A 23637-nucleotide genomic window follows, 5' to 3' on the forward strand; every position below is an offset into this window, starting at 1 on the left:
CCTCAGGAGTGAATATGGAGTGTGCGGCTTTGACGATTCGATGCAGTAAAAGTGCCGTGCCACGGGGGTATGGTCGCTTTTTTCATCTAGTGGTCGGCCAGAAGACGATACCCTATTCCAGGCTCGGTGAGGATGAACCTCGGGGCGGTCGGATCGTCTGCCAGTTTCTGGCGCAAATGCCCGACCACAATGCGCAGGTAGTGGCTGTCATCGGTGTGGGTAGGCCCCCAGATATCCTTGAGCAACTGCTGCTGGGTAATGACCCGCCCAGGGTGGCGTGCCAACTGCGCCAGCACCGCGTATTCCTTGCGCGTCAGCGCCACTTCCTGACCATCGAGCAGCACCCGGCGATAGGCCAGGTCGACGGTCAGCGGACCGAATTGAAGGGCCGACTCCGGCTTGTCGCTACCGGAAACCTGCCTGAGCAGCGCCCTGATTCTGGCCAGAAACTCCTGAATGCCGAACGGTTTGGTCACGTAGTCGTTGGCCCCGGCGTCCAGCGCCTGAACTTTCTGTGCTTCGCTGGCGCGCACCGAAAGCACCAGTACCGGCACCGCCGACCACTCGCGAAACTCGCTGAGCACTTGCTGACCGTCCATGTCCGGCAGGCCAAGATCAAGCACCAGCAAATCCGGCTTGTTCAGTGCCGCCTGGGTCAGGCCATCCCCGCCAGTGGCCGCTTCCAGCACCTTGTAGCCCTGCGACACCAGACTGATGCGCAAAAATTTGCGAATCTGCGGCTCGTCATCGATGACCAGAATGGTTGCCGCCTGGCTCAAGCTGACTCCTCCATTTCCACATCGGGCTGCGCCTGCAACGGCAGGAACAAGGTGATGCGCGTACCCTGCCCGTCAATGCCTTCCTCGACGCTGAGACGTCCACCATGCGCGCCAATCATGCCCTGACAGATCGCCAGCCCCAGGCCCGTGCCCTGCCCGCCCCGATCACCGCGTGCCGCGGTGTAGAACATGTCGAAAATCTTCGCTCGCTCATCCTCGGGAATGCCCGGCCCTTCGTCACTGACCGAGAAGAACAGCTCACTGTCGACCACACCCGCCGCCACCTGCAAGCGCCCGTCAACAGGTGAAAAGCGCGCAGCGTTTTCCAGCACATTGACCAGCGCCTGCTCGATCAGCGCCGCATGCACGTACAGCAATGGCAGCTCGCCGGTCACCTGGGTGCTGACCTGCAAGGGTGCCAGCACGGCGCGCAGCCGGTTGAGCGCACTGCCGACGATATCGGCAGGCGACACCCAGTCTCGTGCAAGTTTCAGCGCGCCATGTCCCAGGCGCGTCATGTCCAGCAGGTTCTGGATATAGCGATCCAGACGTTCGGCTTCGTCGCGTGTACCTTCCAGCAGCTCGCGGCGATCCTCCAGCGGGATGGCTTCGCCCAGCGCAAGCAGGCTGTCGATGCTGCCGCGCATGGAGGTCAGTGGCGTACGCAGGTCGTGGGACACAGAGGCCAGCAAGGCGCTGCGCAATTGCTCGGTTTCCCCATGCAGGCGCGCGGCTTCAAGCTCTTGCGCCAGTTGTGCGCGAGCCAGCGCCTGCGCCAGCGGCTGGGTCAGCGCCGCCAGCAGACGCCGGTGTTGCGCGGTGAACGACTGGCCTTCACGCGCACTGACACCCAGCAGGGCCAATGGCCCTTCTTCCGCGGTAATCGGCCACCACCACCAGCGCCCGGACGGTAGCGTGCCGGTGCCGCTGCCAGCCGGTTGATCGTGCTGCCAGGCCCAGTCGGCGGCGGCACGTTCGGCTTCCGAGAAGGTCAGCGGCCCACCAGTCTCAACAACCAAACCGCCCTGCCCGTCACGATCAACCAGGCACAGATACAATTCCTTCCAGCCGGAAAAATGCTGTTCGGCGGCATTGAGTACTGCTTTTCGATCCGTGGCAGCGGTCATCTTGCGCGACAGGTCGAGCAGTTCGCTGGTCTGTTCCTGAGTATCACGCAACGCCTGCAACTGCCTGCGCTGGCGCGCCGCAAGCTTGCCGGTCAGGGCCGACATCAGCAGGAAGAACAGCAGCGTCAGCACGTCTTCTTCGCGCTGGATGTTCAGGGAAAAACTCGGTGGAATGAACAGAAAGTCATAGGCCAGAAATGACAGCCCGGCACACGCCAGCGCCGGTCCCATGCTGCTGCGCACCGCAACCAGTAACACCGCCGCGAGAAAGATCAGGGAAATGTTGGGCAGCGCCAGCACGCCCGACACACCCCAGGCGACCAGACTGGCAAGCAGCGTGGCCACAAAGGCCAGGCCGTAATCGAACCACACCACTTCGCGCGCCGGGCGTGCGCGCGGCGGTTGATCGGGTAGCTCTTCACTGTCGTCGAGCACTGAAATTTCCAACCCGTGCCCTTCACGCAACAAACGTGCGGCAACACCGCCGCCAAACACCCGGCGACGCCAGTGCCGACGCGACTGACCGACCAGTACCACGCTGGCTCGCCGTTCGATGGCATGCTGCACCAGTGTTCTGGCAACCTCCCCGGCACGCAATGACACCGCCTCGCCACCCAGCCGCTCGGCCAGTTGCTGAGCGCTTTGCAGGCGCGCGCGGGACTGCTCGTCGAGGGTTTGCCCGTCGTCCACATGCACGGCGCTCCACGGCAGGTGGCGACGCTGAGCAACCCGACTGGCGTGACGCACCAGGCGCTCGGCATGGGCATCACCGTCGATGCCCACCAGCATCCGCCCACGAACTGCCGGAGCCGACTGGCCCAATTGCCGGTAGCCCTGCGCCAGATCGTTATCGACCTGCGCCGCAGCGGTCTGCATGGCCATTTCGCGCAGCGCAGTGAGATTGGTTTGCGTGAAGAAGGCGTCGATGGCCGCGCGCGCCTGCTCCGGCACGTACACCTTGCCGTCGCGCAGGCGCTCCAGCAGTTCGCGCGGCGGCAGGTCGATCAGCACCAGGTCGAAAGCTTCCTGCAACACCCAGTCCGGCAGCGTTTCGCGCACCTGCACCCCGGTGATACCGCGCACCTGATCATTAAGGCTTTCCAGATGCTGGACGTTGACGGTGGTGTAGACATCGATGCCGGCAGCGAGCAGTTCCTGAATGTCCTGCCAACGCTTGGTATGCCGACTGCCGGGCGCATTGGTGTGCGCCAGTTCGTCGACCAGCACCAATGCCGGTGCCGCCTTGAGCAAGGCATCAAGGTCCATTTCTTCGAGGGTCATGCCTCGGTATTCGGTGCGCAACAAGGGCTGTTGCGGTACGCCGTTGAGCAGCGCTTCGGTTTCCGCACGGCCGTGGGTCTCCACCACGCCCGCCAAGACCCTGACGCCCTGACGCAACTGCGCATGGGCCGCCTGAAGCATGGCGTAGGTTTTGCCCACGCCCGGCGCGGCACCAAGAAAAACCTTCAGCCGCCCGCGCCCTTCGCGGGGCAGCTGGGCCAGCAGTGCATCAGCTCGACCGGAATCACTCACCTTGGTTACCACCCTCTCTAATCATCTACAGCTTAGTGAATCTGCTGCGAACACGGCGCACTTTGTTACAACTGCGCGTTGCGCGGTGCAGACGGTAACTGATTCAGGCTCATATTCAAGGCCAATACGTTGACCACGGGCGGGCCGATCAGCGGACGCTGAGTATTGGCGTCGATCAGCGCCTGTACTTTGTCCAACGGCAACTGGCGCGCCGCAGCAACGCGACCGGCCTGCCAGGCAACCGCTTCAGGCGAGAGATGCGGGTCCAGACCGCTGCCGGACGTGGTCAGCAAGGCAAGTGGCACCGGTTCCTGCGAGGCATTGGCCAGTTTCGCAACGTCCTCTTTCACGCGTGCCACCAGTGCCGGGTTGCTCGGCGCAAAGTTGCTCGCGCCACTGGCTACCGTCGCAAACGCGCCTGCCGAAGGACGCGACTGAAACCACCCATCACCGGTAAACGACTGGGCGATGAGTGCCGAGCCGCGCACCTTGCCCGCCGCGTCGTATACCAGGCTGCCATTGGCCTGCGCCGGAAACGCCACTTGCGCAACCCCGGTGACCACCAGTGGATAGGCCACGCCGGTGATCAGGCTCATCAACACGATCAGGCTCAAGGCCGGACGCAATACATTGGACATCTGCACATCCTCAATCAGGTGAGGCTGCACGCCGACCGGCGTGCAGCACAGGCTTCAAACAAGGCCGAGTGCGACCAGCAGCATGTCGATCAACTTGATGCCGAGAAACGGTACAACGATGCCGCCCAGGCCATAGATCAGCAGGTTGCGACGCAACAGATGCGCCGCGCTGGCGGCCTGAACCCGCACGCCCCGCAGGGCCAGCGGGATGAGCACAACGATGATCAGCGCGTTGAAGACGATGGCCGAGACAATCGCACTTTGCGGGCTGGCCAGTTGCATGACGTTGAGCACGCCCAGTTGCGGATAAATCGAGGCAAACAGCGCAGGCAGCACGGCGAAGTACTTGGCCACATCATTGGCAATCGAAAACGTCGTCAGCGCACCGCGTGTGACCAGCAATTCCTTGCCGATCTGCACCACGTCCAGCAGCTTGGTAGGGTCGCTGTCGAGGTCAACCATGTTGGCCGCTTCACGCGCGGCCTGGGTGCCATCGTTCATCGCCATACCGACGTCCGCCTGCGCCAGTGCAGGCGCATCGTTGGCACCGTCGCCACACATCGCCACCAGTCGGCCTTCGCCCTGCTCCTGACGAATCCGTTCCAGCTTTTTCTCTGGTGTGGCTTCGGCCAGCACATCATCGACACCCGCTTCAGCGGCGATGGCTGCGGCAGTCAATGGGTTGTCGCCAGTCACCATTACCGTGCGAATCCCCAGCTTGCGCAACTCTTCGAAGCGCTCGCGAATACCCGGCTTGACCACGTCCTTGAGATGAATCGCACCCAACAAACGACCGTTGGCGCAGACCAGCAGCGGCGTGCCGCCGGTCTTGGCAATCTTGTCGACTTCCCGCGCCAGTGCAGGCGGCAGGTCGCTACGCTGCATGTTGATGAAAGCCAGCAGCGAATCCACCGCGCCCTTGCGGTACACATGGCCCTGATAATCCACACCGGACAGACGTGTATCGGCGCTGAACGGTACAGCGGTTACCGAACTCAGGGTGGGCTCGTTCATCGGGTGCAGGTTGCGCAGGAACTCGACGATGGATTTGCCTTCCGCCGTATCGTCGGCCAGCGACGCCAGCAAGGCGCCCTCGCCCAGTTCCTTCGGGGTCACGCCGGGTGCTGCGTAAACGGCAGCGCAGCGGCGATTGCCGAAGGTGATGGTGCCGGTCTTGTCCAGCAACAGCACATGCACATCGCCCGCAGCTTCCACGGCGCGACCGGACTTGGCGATCACGTTGAGGCGCACCAGCCGGTCCATGCCGGCAATGCCGATGGCCGACAGCAGGCCGCCAATGGTGGTCGGGATCAGGGTGACCAGGAGTGCCACCAGAAACACCAGCGGCAGGCTGCCCCCGGCAAAGTGGGCGAACGGCTGCAAGGTGATGACCACCAGCAGAAAGATCAGGGTCAGGCCGATCAGCAGAATATCCAGCGCGACTTCGTTAGGGGTCTTCTGCCGCTTGGCACCTTCCACCAGTGCAATCATGCGGTCCAGCGTCGATTCGCCGGGGTTGGCGCTGATGCGTATCAGCAGCCAGTCGGACACCAGCCGGGTGTTGCCGGTCACGGCCGAGCGGTCACCACCGGATTCGCGAATCACTGGCGCGGATTCGCCGGTAATCGCCGCCTCGTTGACCGCCGCGATGCCCTCGATGACTTCGCCGTCGCCGGGAATCATTTCGCCGATCTCGACGCGCACCACATCGCCCTTGCGCAACTCGCTGGCATTGATGATGCGCAGGCTGCCGTTCTCATCGCGAATGCGCGCCTTGAGCCCTTCGCTGCCGGCCTTGAGGCTGTCGGCGCGGGCCTTGCCACGACCTTCGGCCAGCGCTTCGGCGAAGTTGGCGAACAACACGGTGAACCACAGCCACAGGGCGATCTGCACGCAGACCGAAGTGGGCACCTGCGGGTTGGGGATCACGCACAGCACGGTGGTCAGAATGGCAGTCAGTTCCACCACCAGCATCACCGGCGAACGCTTGAGCTGGCGCGGGTCGAGCTTGACGAACGCCTGCACCAGCGCCGGACGCCACAGGGCAGCGATGCCGGTCTTGGCTGTCTCGCTGGCGGCCTGAGGCTCGGCAGCTTTTACAGCATCACGTCTTGAAAAATCAGTAGTGCTCATGATCGGTTCCTCAGAAACCCAGGCTCAGGTGTTCGGCAATCGGCCCCAGTGCCAGGGTCGGCAGGAAGGTCAAACCACCCACCAGCAAAATGGTGACGGTCAGCAGAGTGACAAACAGCAGGCCGTGGGTCGGGAAGCTGTTCTGACCCTGTGGTGCGGTTTTCTTCATGGCCAGGCTGCCAGCCAGTGCCAGCACCGGCAGGATGTAACCAAAGCGGCCAATGAAGATCGCCAGGCTAAGCATCAGGTTGTGGAACACGGTGTTGGCACTGAAACCGCCGAACGCCGAGCCGTTGTTGGCCGTGGCCGAGGTGTAGGCGTACAGCAACTGGCTGAAACCATGCGGGCCGGGGTTGCTGACCGCACCGGCCGGGCCAGGCAGGCTGGCAGCAATCGCGCCCAGCACCAGCACGCCGACCGGCATCACCAGCAAGGTGGCGACCAGCAGCCGGACTTCCTGCGCTTGCAGCTTCTTGCCGAGGTATTCCGGCGTGCGGCCAATCATCAGGCCGGAGAGAAATACCGCAATCAGTACGTTCAGCAGCATGCCGTTGAGGCCCACACCCACGCCGCCGAAAATCACTTCACCGACCATCATGTTGACCAGCGCAACCATGCCGGTCAGCGGGTTGAGGCTGTCGTGCATACCGTTGACCGAACCGTTGGAGGCCGCAGTGGTAGCGACTGACCACAGCACCGTGCCGGTGGTGCCGAAGCGGGTTTCCTTGCCTTCCAGCGGTGCGGTCTGCTCGACACCGGCGATGTTCAGTGCCGGGTTGGGCTGGTACTCGGCCCACAGCGACACCGCGCCGCCGATCAACAGCAGTGCCAGCATGCAGCCAAGAATCGCGCGGCTCTGGCGCATGTCCTTGACATAGTGGCCAAAGGTGAACACCAGCGCTGCCGGGATCAGCAGGATCGACACCAGTTCGAACAGGTTGCTCCACGCCGTCGGGTTCTCGAACGGGTGCGCCGAGTTGACGCCGAAGAAACCGCCGCCATTGGTGCCCAGTTGCTTGATCGATATCTGACTGGCCGCAGGGCCCATCGGCAGGCTTTGATCCGCGCCTTGCAGGGTCAGCGCATCAATGTAATGGCCGAAGTTCTGCGGCACGCCCTGCCAGACCAGAAACACGGCCAGCACGATACTGATCGGCAACAGCCCATAGAGCGTGGCGCGGGTCATGTCGGCCCAGAAGTTACCCAGGCTCTGCGACGAGCGACGACTGATACCGCGACATAGCGCGACCAGCACGGCGAGACCGGTGGCGGCGCTGACGAAGTTCTGCACGGTCAGGCCGACCATCTGGCTGAGGTAGCTGAGCGACGCTTCGCCGCTGTAGGCCTGCCAGTTGGTGTTGGTGATAAAGCTCATCGCCGTGTTGAAGGCCAGCGACCACTCCATGCCCGGCAACTGCTGCGGGTTGAGCGGCAGCACGCCTTGCAGCATCAGCATCGCGAACAGCACGACAAAGCCTGCCAGGTTGAACGCCAGCAAGGCCCACATGTATTGCTGCCAGGATTGCTCGGTTTTCGGGTCGATGCCGGAGATCCGGTAGCAGGCCCGCTCGACCGGCCCCAGCACCGGGCTCAGCCAGGTGCGCTCGCCTTCCATGACCCGATAATAGAAACGCCCCAACCAAGGCGCGGGTGCCAGCAGCAGGACCAGAAAGGCCAGGATCAACAGATAATCGTAACTGTGCATGATCACTCCTGACTCTGATCGGCGCGCAACAGCGCCACCAGCAGATAGATGAACAGCCCGACTCCCATCAGCAGCGAGATACCATCCATAACGCTCATTGAAATTTCCCCCATCAGGCAACACCGGTACGGCACAGGCCGCGTGGGGAGATTGTCCGCAGGCAGGGTGTAAAGGCGCGAGATCGACAGGCCGGTCGGGGCGTAAAGAAGCTGTAAAAAAGCGCTACAGCCTTGACGGCGCAAGGCCTTCGCGGACCTCCAGCGCTGTCATTTATGTCAGGTTCGCGTTGGGGGTGGCGGGGGTATCGTGGTGCGGCGATCTTCAGGAAAAGGACTTCACCATGCTTCGCGACAACGGAAAACCACCCGGCACCACGCCGCCCTCCAACACCACAACCGCCACTGTCCAGTTGACTGTCAAGGAACGACAAGTCCTGGAATGGGTGGCGATCGGCAAATCCGCGTGGGAGATATCCCGTATTCAAGGGTGCACGGAAGCGACCGTGCACTTTCATACCAGCAATATCCGCCGCAAGTTCGGGGTGACGTCATTGAAGGCGGCGCTGGTGATGGCGATCAGGCAGGGGGTTATTTTGGTGGAGTGAAGTATTTAAAACCGGTGCACCCCACAGGAGGTAACCCCCTGCGTTGTGCACTTGGATTGCGGATCAGCACTTATATTTATTAGTCTTAGTCGAAGCTATATCTATCCTTAGGTTTTCCAGGCAGGTACCGGTCCAATCCTACTTTTCCAGGAGCCGGATTTGGACGCCTTATGTTCTCTACAGTGGGAATTTTTTTAAGCTCTTTTCTGGCAAGTGATAATTCTTTTGCAATCGTACGGCGCGCATGAGCAGTAATTCCGGGCTCTTCGAAATTTTCAACCATGTAGTTTAATGATTTTCGACCGTTAACCTGTTTGAGCGCAAGAGAATCCGCCAACTTCGGCATGAAGTTGTTACGGGCATCTGCAATGCGCTTGGGATAACTATCAACCACTTCATTCAAGCTATCCCAGTCTGTTAGCTTGATTCTCGATAACTTTGTTACGTTTTTACTCCCACGAGTGGTAAGTAGCGCAGGAATTTTTTCGACGCTTGGAGATTTTGTGGTCAGAGTAGGAGTCTGCTTTAAGGCTCGGTACAACAGCTTGAATGGGGTAAATAACCTAAAGTGCCCCGTCGGATCCACCCTGTTCACCGGGTCCCCCTCGACATACGCATACCCATTCACCCCACCCTCGCCAAACGGACTCCAACTATCGGGACTGTTGAAGCGCATCAACACCGGGCTGTAGGCCCGATAACCATTCCCCAGCATCTGCCAGCCGCTATCCGCCTCGGCCAGTTCGCCGTTGAACCCCAGTTTGCCAAGTGGGGGGTCTTCACTGCTGGCGTGGCCGTAGGCCGTATACCTCCTCCGGTTGACCCCGTCGCCACCTACCTCGCCCAGCACGCTATCGCTGCCGTCGGTGGCAAGCAGCAGCGTGTGATCACTCTGCTGTTCGGCCAGCAGGTAGTCGTCGCCACGCATGAAGGTGCTCTGGGCATGGCTGCCAAGTTGATTGGCCAGCCCTGCGTCGCTATAGAAGCGCAGGTCCCTGTCGTCGCCACGGGTCTCCCCGGTCAGTTGGTCCTGGGGGTCATACTGGTAATGAATGCCGGCCGAGGGCGTGCCTACTTCGATCAGGCGGCCGAGGGGGTCGTATTTGAGCGTGCGTCCGGCTTCGTCGGTTTTGAGGTTGCCGTCCAGGTCGTACTCAAGTTTGATTTCAGACGGGTAGTATTTATCGTTAGTGTTCGTCACCCGGCTCAACTGCACCGGGTCGTCAGCTTCGTAAAAATACCTGGCATTGTTGGTATCGTCATTGTTGCTGTCGTCGCTGCCGTCATTGAAGCGAGTCGTGACGAGCGTCAGGTTGTTCGCGCCATCGAAAATGAAAATCTGCGCGCGGAGGGTCCTGCCATAGGGGTCCACTGGCCGCTGAGTTCCCGTGCATTGGTATTGACCCAGGCGACCGGACGTATCGTAACGGTAGGTTTCGTCACGGAGTGTTTCCGTGCCCTGGCGCAGGGTACGCTGGACCATGTCATCCACATCATCGTAGACCTGAACCATCTGTTGCTCGACTCCATCGAGGTCAAACGTACGCTTTACTTCCCGACCCAGATCATCATATTCAAGGCTGATCGCGACGGTTCTCTCGCGGCTGCCGTCGGTCTTGTCGGTGGTGGTGATTTTTGCGAGGCGACCAAAGACAGTGTCGTAGTCGAACGTTGAATAGACCTCACCCAGCGAGGTTTCGTAAAGACGACCGCAGCTGTCATAGCGATTGACCTGCTCCTGTCCCAATACGTCGGTGTAAGACAGCAGCAGGCCCAATCGGCTGTAGCTGTAGAACATGTCGTAGGTCTTGCCTGCCGAGGTGCGCTTCTCGCTTTTCAGCGAGCCGGTGCTGTAATATTCGCGATCCAGTATCTCGCCCTGCTCCGAGGAATGAAGCAGACGAGCATTCTGCTTATCGTAACTGTAATCGGCAGCCACACCCGGCTCCGCAGTCCGGACAGGCCCGGACTCTTTCAGCGGATCAACTTCGCAGGTGGTTTCAGGTTCAGGCACAGCTTCGGACTGCACCCTGCGCCACGGCTCATCGCCCACCTGGGGCTTGTATTCGTAGTCGATTTTCCGCTTGCTGGGCAGGGTTATCGATTTGGGTTGCAGCAGACCGGGGTCGTAAACAAGCGTACGTTTACGCCCCCCGGTGACAGAGCTGACCAGACGATCCAGCCCATCGAACTCCTGCTCTCCCAATACAATGCTTTCGCCGTTGTGCTCGATGCCGATACTGACGGGCAAGTTTTCGCTGCTGTAGCCAGCATAGCTGCGACGCACGATGGCCCTGCTTGGCAATGTGGACTCGATCACCCGATCAAAGACGTCGTAAACAGAGGTGGTGCGCCGCTCGCCGCCCGCTTCCCCGATAATTTCCTCGACACGGCGGCCAAGGCCGTCGTAATGGTACTGGCTCAGACTGACCGAGTTTTCAGCCTGATCCTTTCGCTCGCTGCGGGTCGGCTGTTCGAACAGGTTCATCCAGGTCTCGGTGAACTCGCTTTTACCGCCAGCGTTGCCTTCGATCCAGCTACGTTGAATCGGGCCCTGCGATTGCGCCGTACCAATAGGGTCGGTCTCTTCGAACGTCTTGACGCCATCCGGCCCGGTGACGCAGCGCTGCTTGCCCCAATCGTCGTATTCGAAGACGCTCTTGAGCGCCAGATCCTGCTGGCCCAACCAGTCAAACTCGGTCTCACTGACCATAAGCCCCCACGCATCGTAAACAGCCGCGTAGGTCTGGCGAGGCTTGTCGGCGCGCGCAGGATTATCTGCGTCATCCCGTTCCTCACAGACGACTCGGTTGAGGCCATCGAAGTAGCTGCAGGTTTTTACCCCTTTGACGTCGATGAGCGTCTGCATGGCCTGATCAGTCGCCCTGGCACATAGCTGATACTCGTAACTTCTGGTCGCGTTGTAGGTTTCATCATTTGGCGCCACGGTTTCACTCAGCACACGTCGCAGGCTGTCGTAGACATAACGAATTTCCACGTTGTTGTCGTCGCGACTGAGCAAGGGTTCGCCATCGAGCAGAGAATCCTCCAGCGTAATGACCTTCTTCGCGCCATCGAAGCCGGTGACGGTCTGTACGGTTTGCATCACTGTCGCGGCATAACGGCTGCTCTCAGGGAAGCTTTCGGGAGTGTTCTCGGGAGCACTTTCAGTGGTGTTCCTGGGGAGGCGCACAGGAATGCTGTAGGCGTACGCTGTGCTGGTCACCTTCCCACCCATGATCACTTGCTGCAATTTGAGCCGACCGTGCAGGACTGCATTGTTCGGCTCATCGAAGTATTCGTAGGTCGTGCGTTGCTGTTCCTGCTCACCGTCAGGGGCCTGCATCAGTAACGTCTCGCTTTGCGGTGCAAGCCATTTCTGTAGCTGGCCGCCACCCACTGCTGGCAACGCAAGGTAGCGATAGCGGGTGATCAGGATCGGCGCCTTGCCGTAGCCGGATACCGACGGGGTGACCTTGCTGCTTTTCATCCAGCGGACGAAGCCTTCAGGGTCCTTCGGGCATCCGTCCTCGCCGTCGGCCAGATACCATTCACTGGCCTCGACCACACCGTTGGCCTGAGTCTGAGTCAGCAGATTACCGTGCTTGTCATACGTGCTGCTGACAGTCTCACTGCGCGGCACACTGCCGTCTGACGACAGACGCCAGGTGGTCTGGACCTCTTTGGGCAGCTGACAGTAGGCAAGCTGAGCCTCAAAGGGTTCTCCCGGCTCGATGTAGTAACGAGTGTCCACCTGCATGACGGTAAGGTTCTTGCGCGTGGTTTCTCGAGTGAGCAGGTGAAACTGGTTGAAGGTTCGTTCGATGCTGCGCTCGGCATCAGCCTTGCCCGCGACCTCGACACGCAATGTTTCGGTCGACGAATACTCGTACAGCTCCGCCCCGCGGTACAGATACAGATTGTCCAGACCATTGTCTTCCCAGGCGATATCCAGCCCTGCGCCCAGAAAATTGCGCGCGCGCCCTGAGCTGTCCTTGTAAGTGTAATAAACATCCATTTGCGCCTGCCCCGCGCCGGGCGTCGTGCGATGGCGCGTGACTCTGGGGAGAGGCGCGCGTTTCGCCCTCTCAGGAAACTGATGGCCGCTGTCGGTATAAAAGATCTCTTCCCGGCCGCCAGCGGGTGTTTCCACCGCCGTCATGCATAAATGTTCAAAGATCGTGTTGTATACAAAACGCCAGGAGGCAGCATTGTCGGTCGGCAATTCTATACGGTTGACACGGTGATCCGTTGCACCCAGCACCATCACGAATGTCGCATCCGGGCCATCGCCAGTGGTCATGCGCAGCTTCACCGACGTTGCGTCGCGGCTGATGCCGAGCAGGATCTGATCCGAGTCATCCTTGATTTCGCTGAGCATTTGATGCCCGCCGAAAGAAGCGTAATCCAGCGTGATACTGTGACCTTCAGGGGCAAATACGCGCACCGGCAGCGCAACTCTGTTGGTCCCGCTGCCGCGCATTTCGAGGTGCTCCACCAGACCGGACTTGTGCATCACCCGGTAGTTATTATCGCCCTCCTTGTACAAGTGGAAGCTGTCGATTTTCTTTTCCGACATCAGCATCTGGCCGTCGCTGGTGCCATCGACCTTGAATGTCTCGCCGCTGCTCAGCGATACGATCTGCTTACCCGGATCGTACTGCGACAATTGCAGGTTCCAGCCAAGACCAAAGCCGCTGTCCTGACGGTTGAGAGGATTATAGTTGAGTGCCAGTGGCATGCCTGGGCCACGCAACCCGTTGGTTTTGACATCGGGCAGGGTGATCGCCACCGTGTATTGCCCGGTGCGGGGGTCAACGCCGCTCTGTACATAACTGAGGAAGTTGAACGCGTTGGAGTGTACGGAAGTCGATGCTGTCATGTTACATGAACCTCGAACTTTATGTATTAAGATAACCGCCGCCGACGGGGCGACGGTTAAGCAGGCCTGACAAGTCCAGTTGTACTAACGACTAACTCGATACATCGACACGGACGCAGGACAACTTGCCTTTTATGTTTTCACCGCCGTTATACTCCCTGATCACAACAACGCCGCGACTGATCATGGTGCCGACCGGCTTGCTTCTGAGCTGGTCGATGGATATCCAGGGTGTTGTAAGGGGGTCGATATAAGTCTCGAGCCCAAATACCCAGCCTCCCGAATCATCACAATCTCTGGATTCCAGGTATATCTTCATGGCTGAGCGCACATTATCCAGCTTGATAAAACTCATCTCATCGTTCGTGCAATCATGATCTTTGTTGTTGAGATAAACCGTTTCGTCCTTGGCGGGAAAGTTGCAGTTCTTGCCTCCGCCATCAGCGTTTGCTGCGAGCATGATCAGTCGAACCGCCTGTGCCGGGGGCTTTGGCACCGGGCTGTGGGACGGAACGAGCGTACAGCCTGTCAAACCCGCAAGCACTACACAGGCAAAGGTTTTACTTAGCGCATTCATAATAATGATGACTCCCTGTCGGTGTGTGGCATCAATGCCTCATTCGGGCTTCTATGCCGAATAGAGGGTATGCATGAGACGGTTGCGCCTGCCGACGCCGGTGGCCAGAAAACCGATTCGCCGTTTATGGGCATTGCCCTGCTTATCGAGCAACAGGACGACTATTTCCCCCATCAATTTGTCGCGTGCGGGGTCACCTGCCGGGATATATTTAAGGCCCCGGAGGCGGTGCAGGCTGATGACCAGTTTGCCGGTCTCGAATAAGGACATCTTGACGTCAATGTCCAACGTGTGAACATCCCCCATCACGTCCTGGAGCGCTTCGTCAAAGTTCACCTTGCTTACATCACCGATAACCGCAGGGTCGTCGAAAACAAACCCCGTCCAGCTGAACATTTTTTCTTCGTCCTGCTCGCTCTCCCAGAGAATGATCGACGTATTGATCACGTCACCGTCAGGCTTGGAGGGCAGAAACTTCAGCGTCTCGAAACTCACCCATTGCTGGGTATCGGGGTTAATGACAGCCAGCGTCCAGTAATCAGTGGTCTCGAACTGGTAATCGAAATGCACATCCTCCCCAAAGCCCGGAGCCTCACTCAACGGCGGATCAACCGGAGGATCTCCGCCATCCCCCTGTGCACGCCGCGGAATGAAGGTGTAATTGCGGGCATCGAACCTGGGCAAGTTTAGCGGGGTGATTTCAACCTTGCTGTTCATCTCTTCAGTAACCAAAGAGGTCCACCAATCGCCGTTGTCATCCTGAAATTTCGCGTGGAAGACGCCGACGAAACCCGATCTCGCCCGGCTGTGCAGGAAGAAGTTCTGCGTGATTGTCCGTGGCGCATCCAGGCCCGATTCAGCAGCGAAGACGCCGGCCCCGGACAGCTCGAAACGGTTATATTGACTGCGCACGCGCCACGTTTGGACATCCCCCTCGGGCATGCCTTCGAGATGGGAGAGTACTGACTCGATATTTTGGCCGGTTTCATCGTCTACCAGACGCATAGAGGCCCTTTCAGTGGGACTCAGCTCGTACTCGATGTCGTTGTGCGGCGTTATCTGGGTCTTGATCTGCAGCCTGAGTTGTTGATAACCGTTGCGGTACAGATTGCCTTTATTACCGTAAGGCGATGACGAGCCAGGAACCGTGACGATAAACACCGTAATCTCTTGCCAACTTTCTTCATCGATGACTTCGGACAACTCGATGACGCTATAGCCGCACGCCATAACCACCCCATTGCTCAGCACTTCACAGCTCACCACGCTACTGGCGACAAGCGCCTCATCGGGCGGCATGAAAAGCCCCTGCTGATCAACAGTGCCTAGCCCACCCGCCACTTCCCAGCGTCGCTCAAGCCCAGGCAGCAGTGCGCTGTCATCCTGTAACTGCACCGCTACCTCGGGCCGTGCTCTGGGTACGAAAGCCGGCTCGATACGCAGCGTTTGCTGCCCGTTGGCAATAAGCACCGTAGCGATACCACGGTCATTACCCAACGCCTCTATCTGTTGCACCGCCAATGCTCTTTTTCCGGACCTGGCATCCGGACTGAAGAGCGCGCCCTTGCCGACCTCACTCAACCTGCCAAGCTCGGGGCCCAGCAACGCCCAGCTCAGCGGGCTGCCGTCAAGCGTCGAAGCCGCCAGCGAGACCGGTTGCAGCACAGCACCCCCTGGCACTACCGTTACACATGGCGCCAACTCCATGCTGCGTGATACCACTCCCACCAGAGCCGAGACCTTGACGACAGCGCCTGACTCTTCATACGTGGCTGTGATGACCACGCGCAGCGCATCATGGCCAATCGCCTCAAGCACCGGCGCCGTGTAAACACCGCTGGAAGAGATGCTGCCGCTTCCCGCAGCCAGGTGGCTTTTAATGCTTAACGCACTCCAGCTGGTGGCCGGTATTTCTTCGCCTTGCGGGTTGTGCAGGACAAATAGCTGAGTCTGACCTGCCTTCAGGGTCGAAAACAGGGGCGTAATGCTGGCCTGTGTCGAACGAAGGCTGCCAAACAACAGCAGGTCATGTGGACGGTATTGCTCAATTGGTTCGAATACGCGTCCACCGGTGAACTTCAGGCAGTCCGCCACGTGCAGACGTTCACGTTCGATCATCGACTGAGTCTCTTGCGAGAGCATCAGCACCGTGCCGTAGATTGGCTGACCATCTGCCCCACGATCATCAGGTATCGGATAAACGAAATCATCTGTCGGCGCAAACACGCCTTCAGCGTCGCCATCCTGCGCGCCCATGAACAGCACAAGCGCGCCATCACCGGTAGTAGTGTCCATACGCGCATCGCTTGAACGCGGCGCAGCGCGGGTAACAAGCCGCAAGCTGCCTGGAGTCTGAACATGATAGCGATTGAGCTGTGCCTGCAGCACTGAGAAAACCCGGCGATGAAGCGCAATTTCCTTGAACTCCTCAGCAAAGAAATCCGCCAGTCGCTGGTTGATCGCATCATCGACGCCCCCCAGACTACAGGCAACACCAGCCCCGCCAGCCAGATCGAGCAGCACATGCCCCTCCTCATCCACGAAGAGGTCGACAGTCATCGCCAGCCAGAAGCCCATGGGCTCGCTGATGATGAAGCTGCCGGACACGGTAGTTACACTCCCCTCCGGCTGATGCAAGCCGCTGTAACGGCCAGACACGATGTTCATCGTGACGAGGACACTGCTGGAGCCCGGCGAGTCAGGCAGAAACGACAGGACCGGCACGCCCAGCTCGACCTGTTTCAGACGAACAGTGTCGCCTTGTCGCTCATCCACCACGATGTCGCCGGTGAACAATGGCAAGAAGGCCAGATCCTGATAGCGCTCGATGTATTGTTGCTCTATATGCAGGTTGAGCTCGCTGCGACTGACCGCCGCGACGGCTCCCCAGCCTTGGGTCAAGGTACCTGCACCCGCTCGCTGCACAATACCGCTCAATGAACGGGGCATTGCATTAGCCGCCGTGCCCCCCGCTGTCCCGTTCAGTGCCTGCAACACTCCGGAGGAACCACTCAATGGCAACGGCAGAATCAAGTGCCCGGCCATTTTGCCCAAAGCTTCGTCTTCAAATTCTGCAAACACGACAACGTAGCGTTCGGGTGCTTCGGCATCACAGCTGTACACACCCGTCGCGTCTATAGAACCCGGCCCACCAAGACTCCAGGTGACTTGAAGGTCATGACCATTGACGACAACTTTCAGCTCGGCACGCTGATCATTGACGCTGACAAGCGTGATGAACAGCATCGGCGAGTGGCGAAGAACCAGAACCTGAATTGACTGGGTGTGCTGATCGTCGCTGACCGTTATTGTGTCGAGGACATAGGTATTCCCTGCCCCCCCTGCACCGGCGACGTAAAACTTCTCATGCGGTGCATCGACGCCGTCCTCAAGCGTCCCGCTTTCTCCGGCTACCGGATTGACCACCGTCCATTTCAGGCTGGTTGCGCGCGAACTGCGTGCTGAAAGCGCTACCCGTTCACCGTAATTACACACCTGAATCAACGGGCTGACGCTGACGCTGCTGGTGAGCACCGTCAACACCGCGGTACTGTCATGCCCCGACACCGGGTCCATCGCCTTGATCAGTACACGCTGAAAACCCTGCCTTGCGGGCAGCGTTGCGGGAGCCGTATACCGGCCCTGCATATCGATTTTTCCCAGTCCTTCAGCATCGCCACCCAAAGGATCTTCCAGAGACCAGACGATGCCCGCCCGCGCAGGCTGGGTGGTCAATTGCAGCTCTTCGCCTGTACCGATCAGTGCCTGGTGCCCGGCGATACTGAACGTGGACGCACCGGGATCGATACGACCGAACACGGCCAGGTCATAAGGCAGACGCTTGAGTACGGGTTGCAAAACTTGCTCGTCAGGCAATAACCAGCCGCCCAGAAAACGCTCGGCGCCGGTAGCATCCAGAGTTTTGCTCAACCCTTGAAGCACAGCGTGTTTGACGGTGTAGGCCACGAAGCCATTGACCTGCTCCAGCTCCCTGGCACTCAGGTTGTCCAGCGTTCCTGGAACGGCGCTGACCTCATGGTCGAACAGGTAAGGTGTATAAAGATGCCCTTCCACTGCTTGATCATCTGACTCACCTTCCAGCAGATGAAACTCATGCTTGAGGCTGATGTTGAAGGTAGCGTTGTGCGATTGCCATTCATCGCTGTCCAGCGCTCTGTAGCGAAAACCCAGCGTGCAGGGAAATTCCCAGGTCTGCGTGGTCTGGCCGTACTCGAAGTCAATGGTCAGGGGATGCTCGGCGTTGAAGGCCTGAACGCTGAAGGGTTCTGATTCAAAGACGAATTCCGCGCTGCGATATTCTCCAGCCGGAACTGCAAACGTGCCGGCCTGAGCGACCATCTGCTGCAGTGGTTTATCGTCCGGAACGTCGAAGCTGAATTCAGGCGCTTGCAGCATCCGTATCGCCGCATGGCCAAAGGCAGCACGGTGCAGTGCGTGAGAGGAAAACACGGCGGTCGCCGAATACGACTGCTGAGCATCGTTGGGAATCAGGTAACGGAAGTCGGAGTCGCCACCCGGAATCCCGCCCGTCACGCCGTATTGCATGGTCGTGAACAGCAGCAACGCGCCTTTTTTATGGACCGATACAGCATTGGGGCTTTCAAGCTGTGATCGCACATCAATTCTACGTACATTGAGCAATTCGTTGCTCTGCTCGTTGAAAATACCCAGCCTGAACTGCTGCTCCTGATTTTCCGGGTTGCTGAACCAATCCTTAAAAAAGTCGCCGATCTTCTCTCGTTCGGTAGAACGGCCCGGAAAATCCAGTGAAAGGTTTTTAGCCAGACCAAGGTCCACCACCAGATCCGCGCTTTGACTGCTCATTTCCAGATCGAAATCCAGGCCCGGCGCATTCAGTGGGTCGTAGGCTGCGATTCTGTGAACATTGTGCTGCCCTTGAGCGTTCTCTACCACGGTATGCAAACCGGCGATAACCGGAATGCGCCAGGCCAGCAGTGAATTCTCCAGAACGCTGTGCTTGAACGACAAGGTTGGTGCCCCGAGAACACAGCCCGAGAAAAAATGGGAATCAAACGTATCGGGAATCGTGATACTTCCGTCCGGCACCGGACGCGACATTCCCTGAGCCAGACTCTGTTGGTAAACATGGTCGAGGAGCTCGTTGACCTTGTCGCCATCCAGAGCAATGATCGCGTCCCAGCCTCTGAGACGCGTGTTATCTTTCATCCATGCCAACAGACTTTCCGCTGAATAACCAGCCATGACATCACCTCCTGTGATGTTGATATAGATAAGACCGATGTGCCTTGGGTCAGGACGCCGGTACTTCTTTGCCCTTCATCAATTCCAGCTCCGTGGCAAACCCGTCCACCGGTAGCGGCAATATGATATGCCCCTCAACGAAGAAGAGTGGATGATCGGCTTCGGCAAAAATAAGCACAAACCGGTCAGTCGACGATATGTCGGGGGTGTACAAGCCGTCACTGATGCTCCCGCTCCCGGCGCCTATTCTCCATTGGACGCCGTCCGGCGTAACGCCATCGGCAAACGCTTGCAGTTGAACCTGATCGGCACGAATGGTCACAACGTCCACGGGCTTGCCGACCTTCGCAACCTCCAGAACTTCCGAAACCTCCACGGTTCTTACGACTTTTACGGTTAACAGTGGGGTTTGATGCTTTACCAGTACCCACGACGAAACACTCGCCTGCCCACTGGTCACGACTATCTGATCCAATAGGTAGGTTTTGCCGGACACCTGCTTCGCCGCGACGTAACGGTGATCACCATCAGCCAGTGGGCTGGGCTCCAGGACACCGCTTTCGCCGGGAACCGGATCCTTGAGCGACCAGTGCATTTCTTCTGTGCCGAGCGAGCCTGCCTCGAGCTCCACAATCTGCCCGGCGTCACACACCTGAATCAACGGATTGAGGGTGATCGGGTTGGTCACGATCGTGACCAGCGCCGAACTCTGATAGTTGGAGTTCATGTCAGTGGCCGTCACCCGAACACGTGTGAACGGAAACTCGGTTGCCGAGCTTTCTGGCGCGTAATACCGGCCGGCACCATTGATGGCACCGTAGTTCTGCGTATGACCATCCAGACGTTCGACACCCCACGTCACACTCAACCCCAGCGGTTGAGTGGTGAAGGTGGTGGAACTGTCGACTACCATCAGATGCTCCGCCGGGCTGACGACAAAGTCTGCCCCGGAACTATTGATGCGCCCGAAGGCGGCTATGTCTCTGGGCGCACGCAGTACATCAGGCACAATGGCTTCGTTGAAATTGAGATTGATACTGTCCCGGATGAACGAACTGATCGGCACACGTGTAGCCAGTTTGCCCTTTAGTACGGCCCTGATCCCGGACTCGAACGGATGAGTGTCCAGGGTCTCGAAATTCGTCTTTACTGCCCCTATCAACAACGCTAATGACACGCTCAATGGTGGTGGATCCAAATCTCCGACAGCCGGTTCACCGCTGGTGGTATTTATCGTGAGGCTGGGGGTCAGAACGAGGTCGTTGTTTTCTTCGGCGAAGGTATAAATGCACCGTACATCGACCGTGATGACCTTGGTCATGACCAGTACCGTCTGGCATGGCAACGTAAGCAAAACGCTGGGTGTAGCTTTGGGCTTCCAGGTCAATGCCACCGTGCCATCGCAAATGAGTTCCACAGACAAAGGCGTGCTCTCCAACGCCTCAAGCCAGGTCTCGTCTTTGTAAACATTTGCCATGACTGACACGCCATCGATTTGAACCTCGACATCCCGGCTGCTCGACTCGGACGTCTTCAATCTGCCCGACTTGGCCGTCGCCTTGACCAGTCGGCCGGAGCCATCATGAACAGGTTCGAAATCCACGCCTGCAATAACCGAAGCAATGGTCTTGGTCACCTCGCCGATGAACAGTGCCGCCTTGAACGTACGCTCAGCACTGAACAAAACTGTTGCTGAGTAATCTTTCCCGACATCATCCGGTATCAGGTATTGGTACTCTACCGGGATGTCGCCGTCTTCCTGACTGCCCTCCAGGCGAATGAACACCAGCACGGCCCCGTCGCCATAGTTGGCGGCATGCGGGTCGAGAGGTGCAGCAGGATTGGTCTGGGTGCGCAGTTTGAAAGACTGAGGGTGCATCAGATCATTGCTGCCACGCTTGATCACGCCAAGCGTCCATATGCGCTCATCGTCCGGCAAATCATTGAACAGGGCTTTGAAAAAATCTCCGCCGAGTGCCCGGTCAGCCCTGTCAGCCGCGAAGGTAAGAATGAAATTGTCACTGTCCTTGAGGTCGAGCCGCACCCGGCCATCGCTCTCGATATTGCCTGGGACCCTTTCCAGCGCGAGATCCAGTGTCAGCTTCGGACCTTGCAGCGCATCGATATGGATAACCCTGTAGGCTTCCCAATTATCGACGTTATTCTTCATCGTCAATTGGGTTCCGCCCAGAATCGAACAGGTCAATGTCGCATGAGACTGACCAAGGTTATCGTTCGAGAAGGCCAGCCTGGGCGCATCCAGAATAAAATTGTGAATACATTCTTTAAACCCGTCGCTCAGTATCACCTCTCCGCTGACAGGCTTTAGACAGGTGTCCGACGAAAAACGCGCGACATACTCCTGAAGCAACAGGTTATTCACCTCGCCTCGGGCCATTGCAGCGATGGAGTCCCAACCCCACATTACATTGTTAGCGGGGTCTTTCATCCACTCGGTCAGGTGGTTCAGCGTGTTATTGGCCATAGGGTTGCGTCCTTGCATGTGTGGGATCATGCCAGTGGCTGTTGCGTCCTGCGCCACCCCGCCGGCCTGTAAAGAATGACCGTCCAGTACGATGAAATTAATAGACGGAAACAGTGTGTAAGTCGCCCCGTCATCAAAGCTGACTTCAACCGCCACGGTGTTGGTCAGATAGTCTCTCTGCAGACTCTCCAGAAAGTCCTTCGGGATGATCACCGACACCTGCCTGGATTGGTATTCCGCCTCACTGAGCGGTTCGGCTGCGCCGGTACGTAGCCCGAGCGCTTGTGGCGAACCCGACTGGGACAAGCCAGTAACCTTGATTCGTACCCGTTGCCCGGGTGCCATGTAGGCCCAGGATGCGAGGTCCAGACCCGCACCTTCTGACGGCACACGGTCGAGGCAAAGCAGGGTATCGGTAATGCGTGGTCGCATGATCTGGATAATCGGCCAAACGCCGACAAGGCCTCTGACTTCCAGTTTGCATACCGGCGAAGTGCCTGACTGCGACAGCGAAACGACCTTGTAATACACCTCTACCCACTTGCCCATATTGGCCGGAACCGCCGTGGACGGGATGATGAACAGGCGCGGATCGTCTGGTGAAGGGTCAGCGATAAAGCTGCCCGTGCTTGTATTGCCATCCCAGTGCATCTGTACCGTGGAATCGTCACCGATGAAAGCATCGTCCGGTATGCGAATTTTCACCCCGTTCTGCAGCGATGAGGCATAGATATAGCCCTCTACTCCCCATTCTTCAGAGCTCTCGATCTTGGCGTCGTCGATAACGGGCACAGGAAGATCGAGCGGTAGACTCAGCATGACCTTGCGCGGCAACGAGCTGGCGGCATGGCCTGGTCGCGCGTACTGATACACCAGCTCGATTTCCTTGCCGTTATTGGCACAAAGCCAGGTCTTCGCCAGCGAGAACTGCAGTACGCCACTGTCGAGATTGGATATGTCGGCCCTCAGGGTCTGCACCAGCAGATTGCCGCTGGAGATGTAAACCACGACATCGTCATCAATCTGCATGCCGAAAGGATCGATCAACAGGGTGATGCCGCCAGGGAAGGCTTCCGGGTCCAGTGAGCCACCGTTGAAATCCTTGATCCTCAATGGCGGCAATAACTTCGCTAACGGTTCGACGATGGCCAGTGACTGGGGGACTGAATCCGTTATCAATGTGGAATCGGCATACTCGATGCGGTAGCTCATCAGCGCGACGCCATCTGGAATTGACAAAAATTCGCCAGCGGTTATCGGCCACCGCAAAGGCTGGCCCACCTCGTTCCCAGTCAATAACCGGGACTCGACCAGAGGGTAAAAGGAGCTGCCGTCGTCGAAATAACGATCCAGTGTGAGGGTCACTCTGTCGCCCTCGCGCATGGCCAGATACGGCGGCGTCACGATCGACACCTCATTGAGGTCCCACAACAGGCCGGGATCAAGCTTCAGATCGTGAGACTCCTTGCATTGCGGCACCCCCAGCCCGGCAGCCGTTGGTGGACGTTTGCCAACATAGAAAAACAGTCGCCGGGATTCCTCGATGCTGCCTAACACTATGTACGAGTAAAACACCCAGCCATTGTCAAGCTTCGTCAGCAACGGGTTATTGATCTTCACGAGCATGCCTTCAGGCTTCAGTCCCACGACCTGGACAAGTTCGTCGACATAGTCCTCCACTGCGCCCAGGGCGCTGCAACCTCGCCAGTTGAGCATGAACCAATCACCTTCATCGATACCTGGATAGTAGATCCAGGTGAGCAGGTCGTCGCTGCCCAACTGATCCAGGTCGAGGTAATTCCCGGGCTGCTGCAGGTCGGGCACCTTGGGGGCGGGAAAATCCAGCGCCATGAGTGAGACTCCTTTCTCGTTTCCGCCTGAATGGGTGTATCGCAAGGGTTGCCCCTGCAAATGCGGATAGGACTTTTTT

At 58.6% G+C, this 23637-nt stretch carries 11 protein-coding genes; 1 reads left to right on the plus strand and 10 read right to left on the minus strand.

The features are described from left to right. Positions 1-86 precede the first annotated feature (86 nt). The 6 genes from RYB09_RS01950 to kdpF all read right to left on the minus strand — a co-directional run bounded on the left by RYB09_RS01950 (position 87) and on the right by kdpF (position 8013). Positions 87-779 carry a response regulator gene (locus RYB09_RS01950; protein ID WP_004664726.1) on the minus strand — a complete coding sequence of 231 codons (693 nt, stop codon included), beginning with the start codon at positions 777-779 and terminating at the stop codon, positions 87-89. Continuing rightward, entirely contained in the window at positions 776-3439 is a 2664-nt protein-coding gene (locus tag RYB09_RS01955; RefSeq protein ID WP_058408854.1) for a sensor histidine kinase, read from the minus strand. Before RYB09_RS01955 ends, RYB09_RS01950 begins: the two co-directional genes overlap by 4 nt. Positions 3440-3504: 65 nt before the next feature. Beyond that, complete coding sequence (gene kdpC / locus RYB09_RS01960; protein ID WP_122258740.1) at positions 3505-4077, minus strand: potassium-transporting ATPase subunit KdpC; 573 nt, start codon at positions 4075-4077, stop codon at positions 3505-3507. Positions 4078-4131: 54 nt separating this feature from the next. After that, the gene (kdpB, locus tag RYB09_RS01965) at positions 4132-6210 is read right to left on the minus strand and encodes a potassium-transporting ATPase subunit KdpB (protein WP_230018259.1); all 2079 of its coding nucleotides are present in this window, start codon (positions 6208-6210) and stop codon (positions 4132-4134) included. Between the two features lie 10 nt (positions 6211-6220). Further along, complete coding sequence (gene kdpA, locus RYB09_RS01970) at positions 6221-7915, minus strand: potassium-transporting ATPase subunit KdpA (protein ID WP_057403322.1); 1695 nt, start codon at positions 7913-7915, stop codon at positions 6221-6223. A gap of 2 nt (positions 7916-7917) precedes the next feature. Further along, complete coding sequence (gene kdpF, locus RYB09_RS01975; RefSeq protein WP_003406089.1) at positions 7918-8013, minus strand: K(+)-transporting ATPase subunit F; 96 nt, start codon at positions 8011-8013, stop codon at positions 7918-7920. Positions 8014-8255: 242 nt separating this feature from the next. Between kdpF and RYB09_RS01980 the strand changes: the two genes are divergently transcribed. Then, on the plus strand, positions 8256-8519 hold the full coding sequence (locus RYB09_RS01980) for a helix-turn-helix domain-containing protein (RefSeq protein ID WP_122281930.1): 264 nt from the start codon (positions 8256-8258) through the stop codon (positions 8517-8519). Positions 8520-8604: 85 nt separating this feature from the next. On the opposite strand, the gene RYB09_RS01985 is transcribed toward RYB09_RS01980, so the two are convergent. From RYB09_RS01985 to RYB09_RS02000, 4 genes are all read right to left on the minus strand, one after another. After that, complete coding sequence (locus RYB09_RS01985; protein WP_316887271.1) at positions 8605-13401, minus strand: RHS repeat-associated core domain-containing protein; 4797 nt, start codon at positions 13399-13401, stop codon at positions 8605-8607. A 91-nt stretch (positions 13402-13492) separates the two neighbouring features. Next, positions 13493-13978: a hypothetical protein gene (locus RYB09_RS01990; protein ID WP_316887272.1), complete on the minus strand. Its 486-nt coding sequence runs from the start codon at positions 13976-13978 to the stop codon at positions 13493-13495. 51 nt (positions 13979-14029) lie between these two features. Continuing rightward, positions 14030-19222: an imidazole glycerol phosphate synthase gene (locus RYB09_RS01995; RefSeq protein ID WP_316887273.1), complete on the minus strand. Its 5193-nt coding sequence runs from the start codon at positions 19220-19222 to the stop codon at positions 14030-14032. A 49-nt stretch (positions 19223-19271) separates the two neighbouring features. Next, positions 19272-23558, minus strand: coding sequence for a hypothetical protein (locus tag RYB09_RS02000; protein WP_316887275.1), 4287 nt, complete (start codon positions 23556-23558; stop codon positions 19272-19274). Positions 23559-23637: the final 79 nt, after the last annotated feature.

It is taken from the genome of Pseudomonas syringae group sp. J254-4 (assembly GCF_032586855.1).
GTDB classification, from domain to species: Bacteria; Pseudomonadota; Gammaproteobacteria; order Pseudomonadales; family Pseudomonadaceae; genus Aquipseudomonas; species Aquipseudomonas amygdali.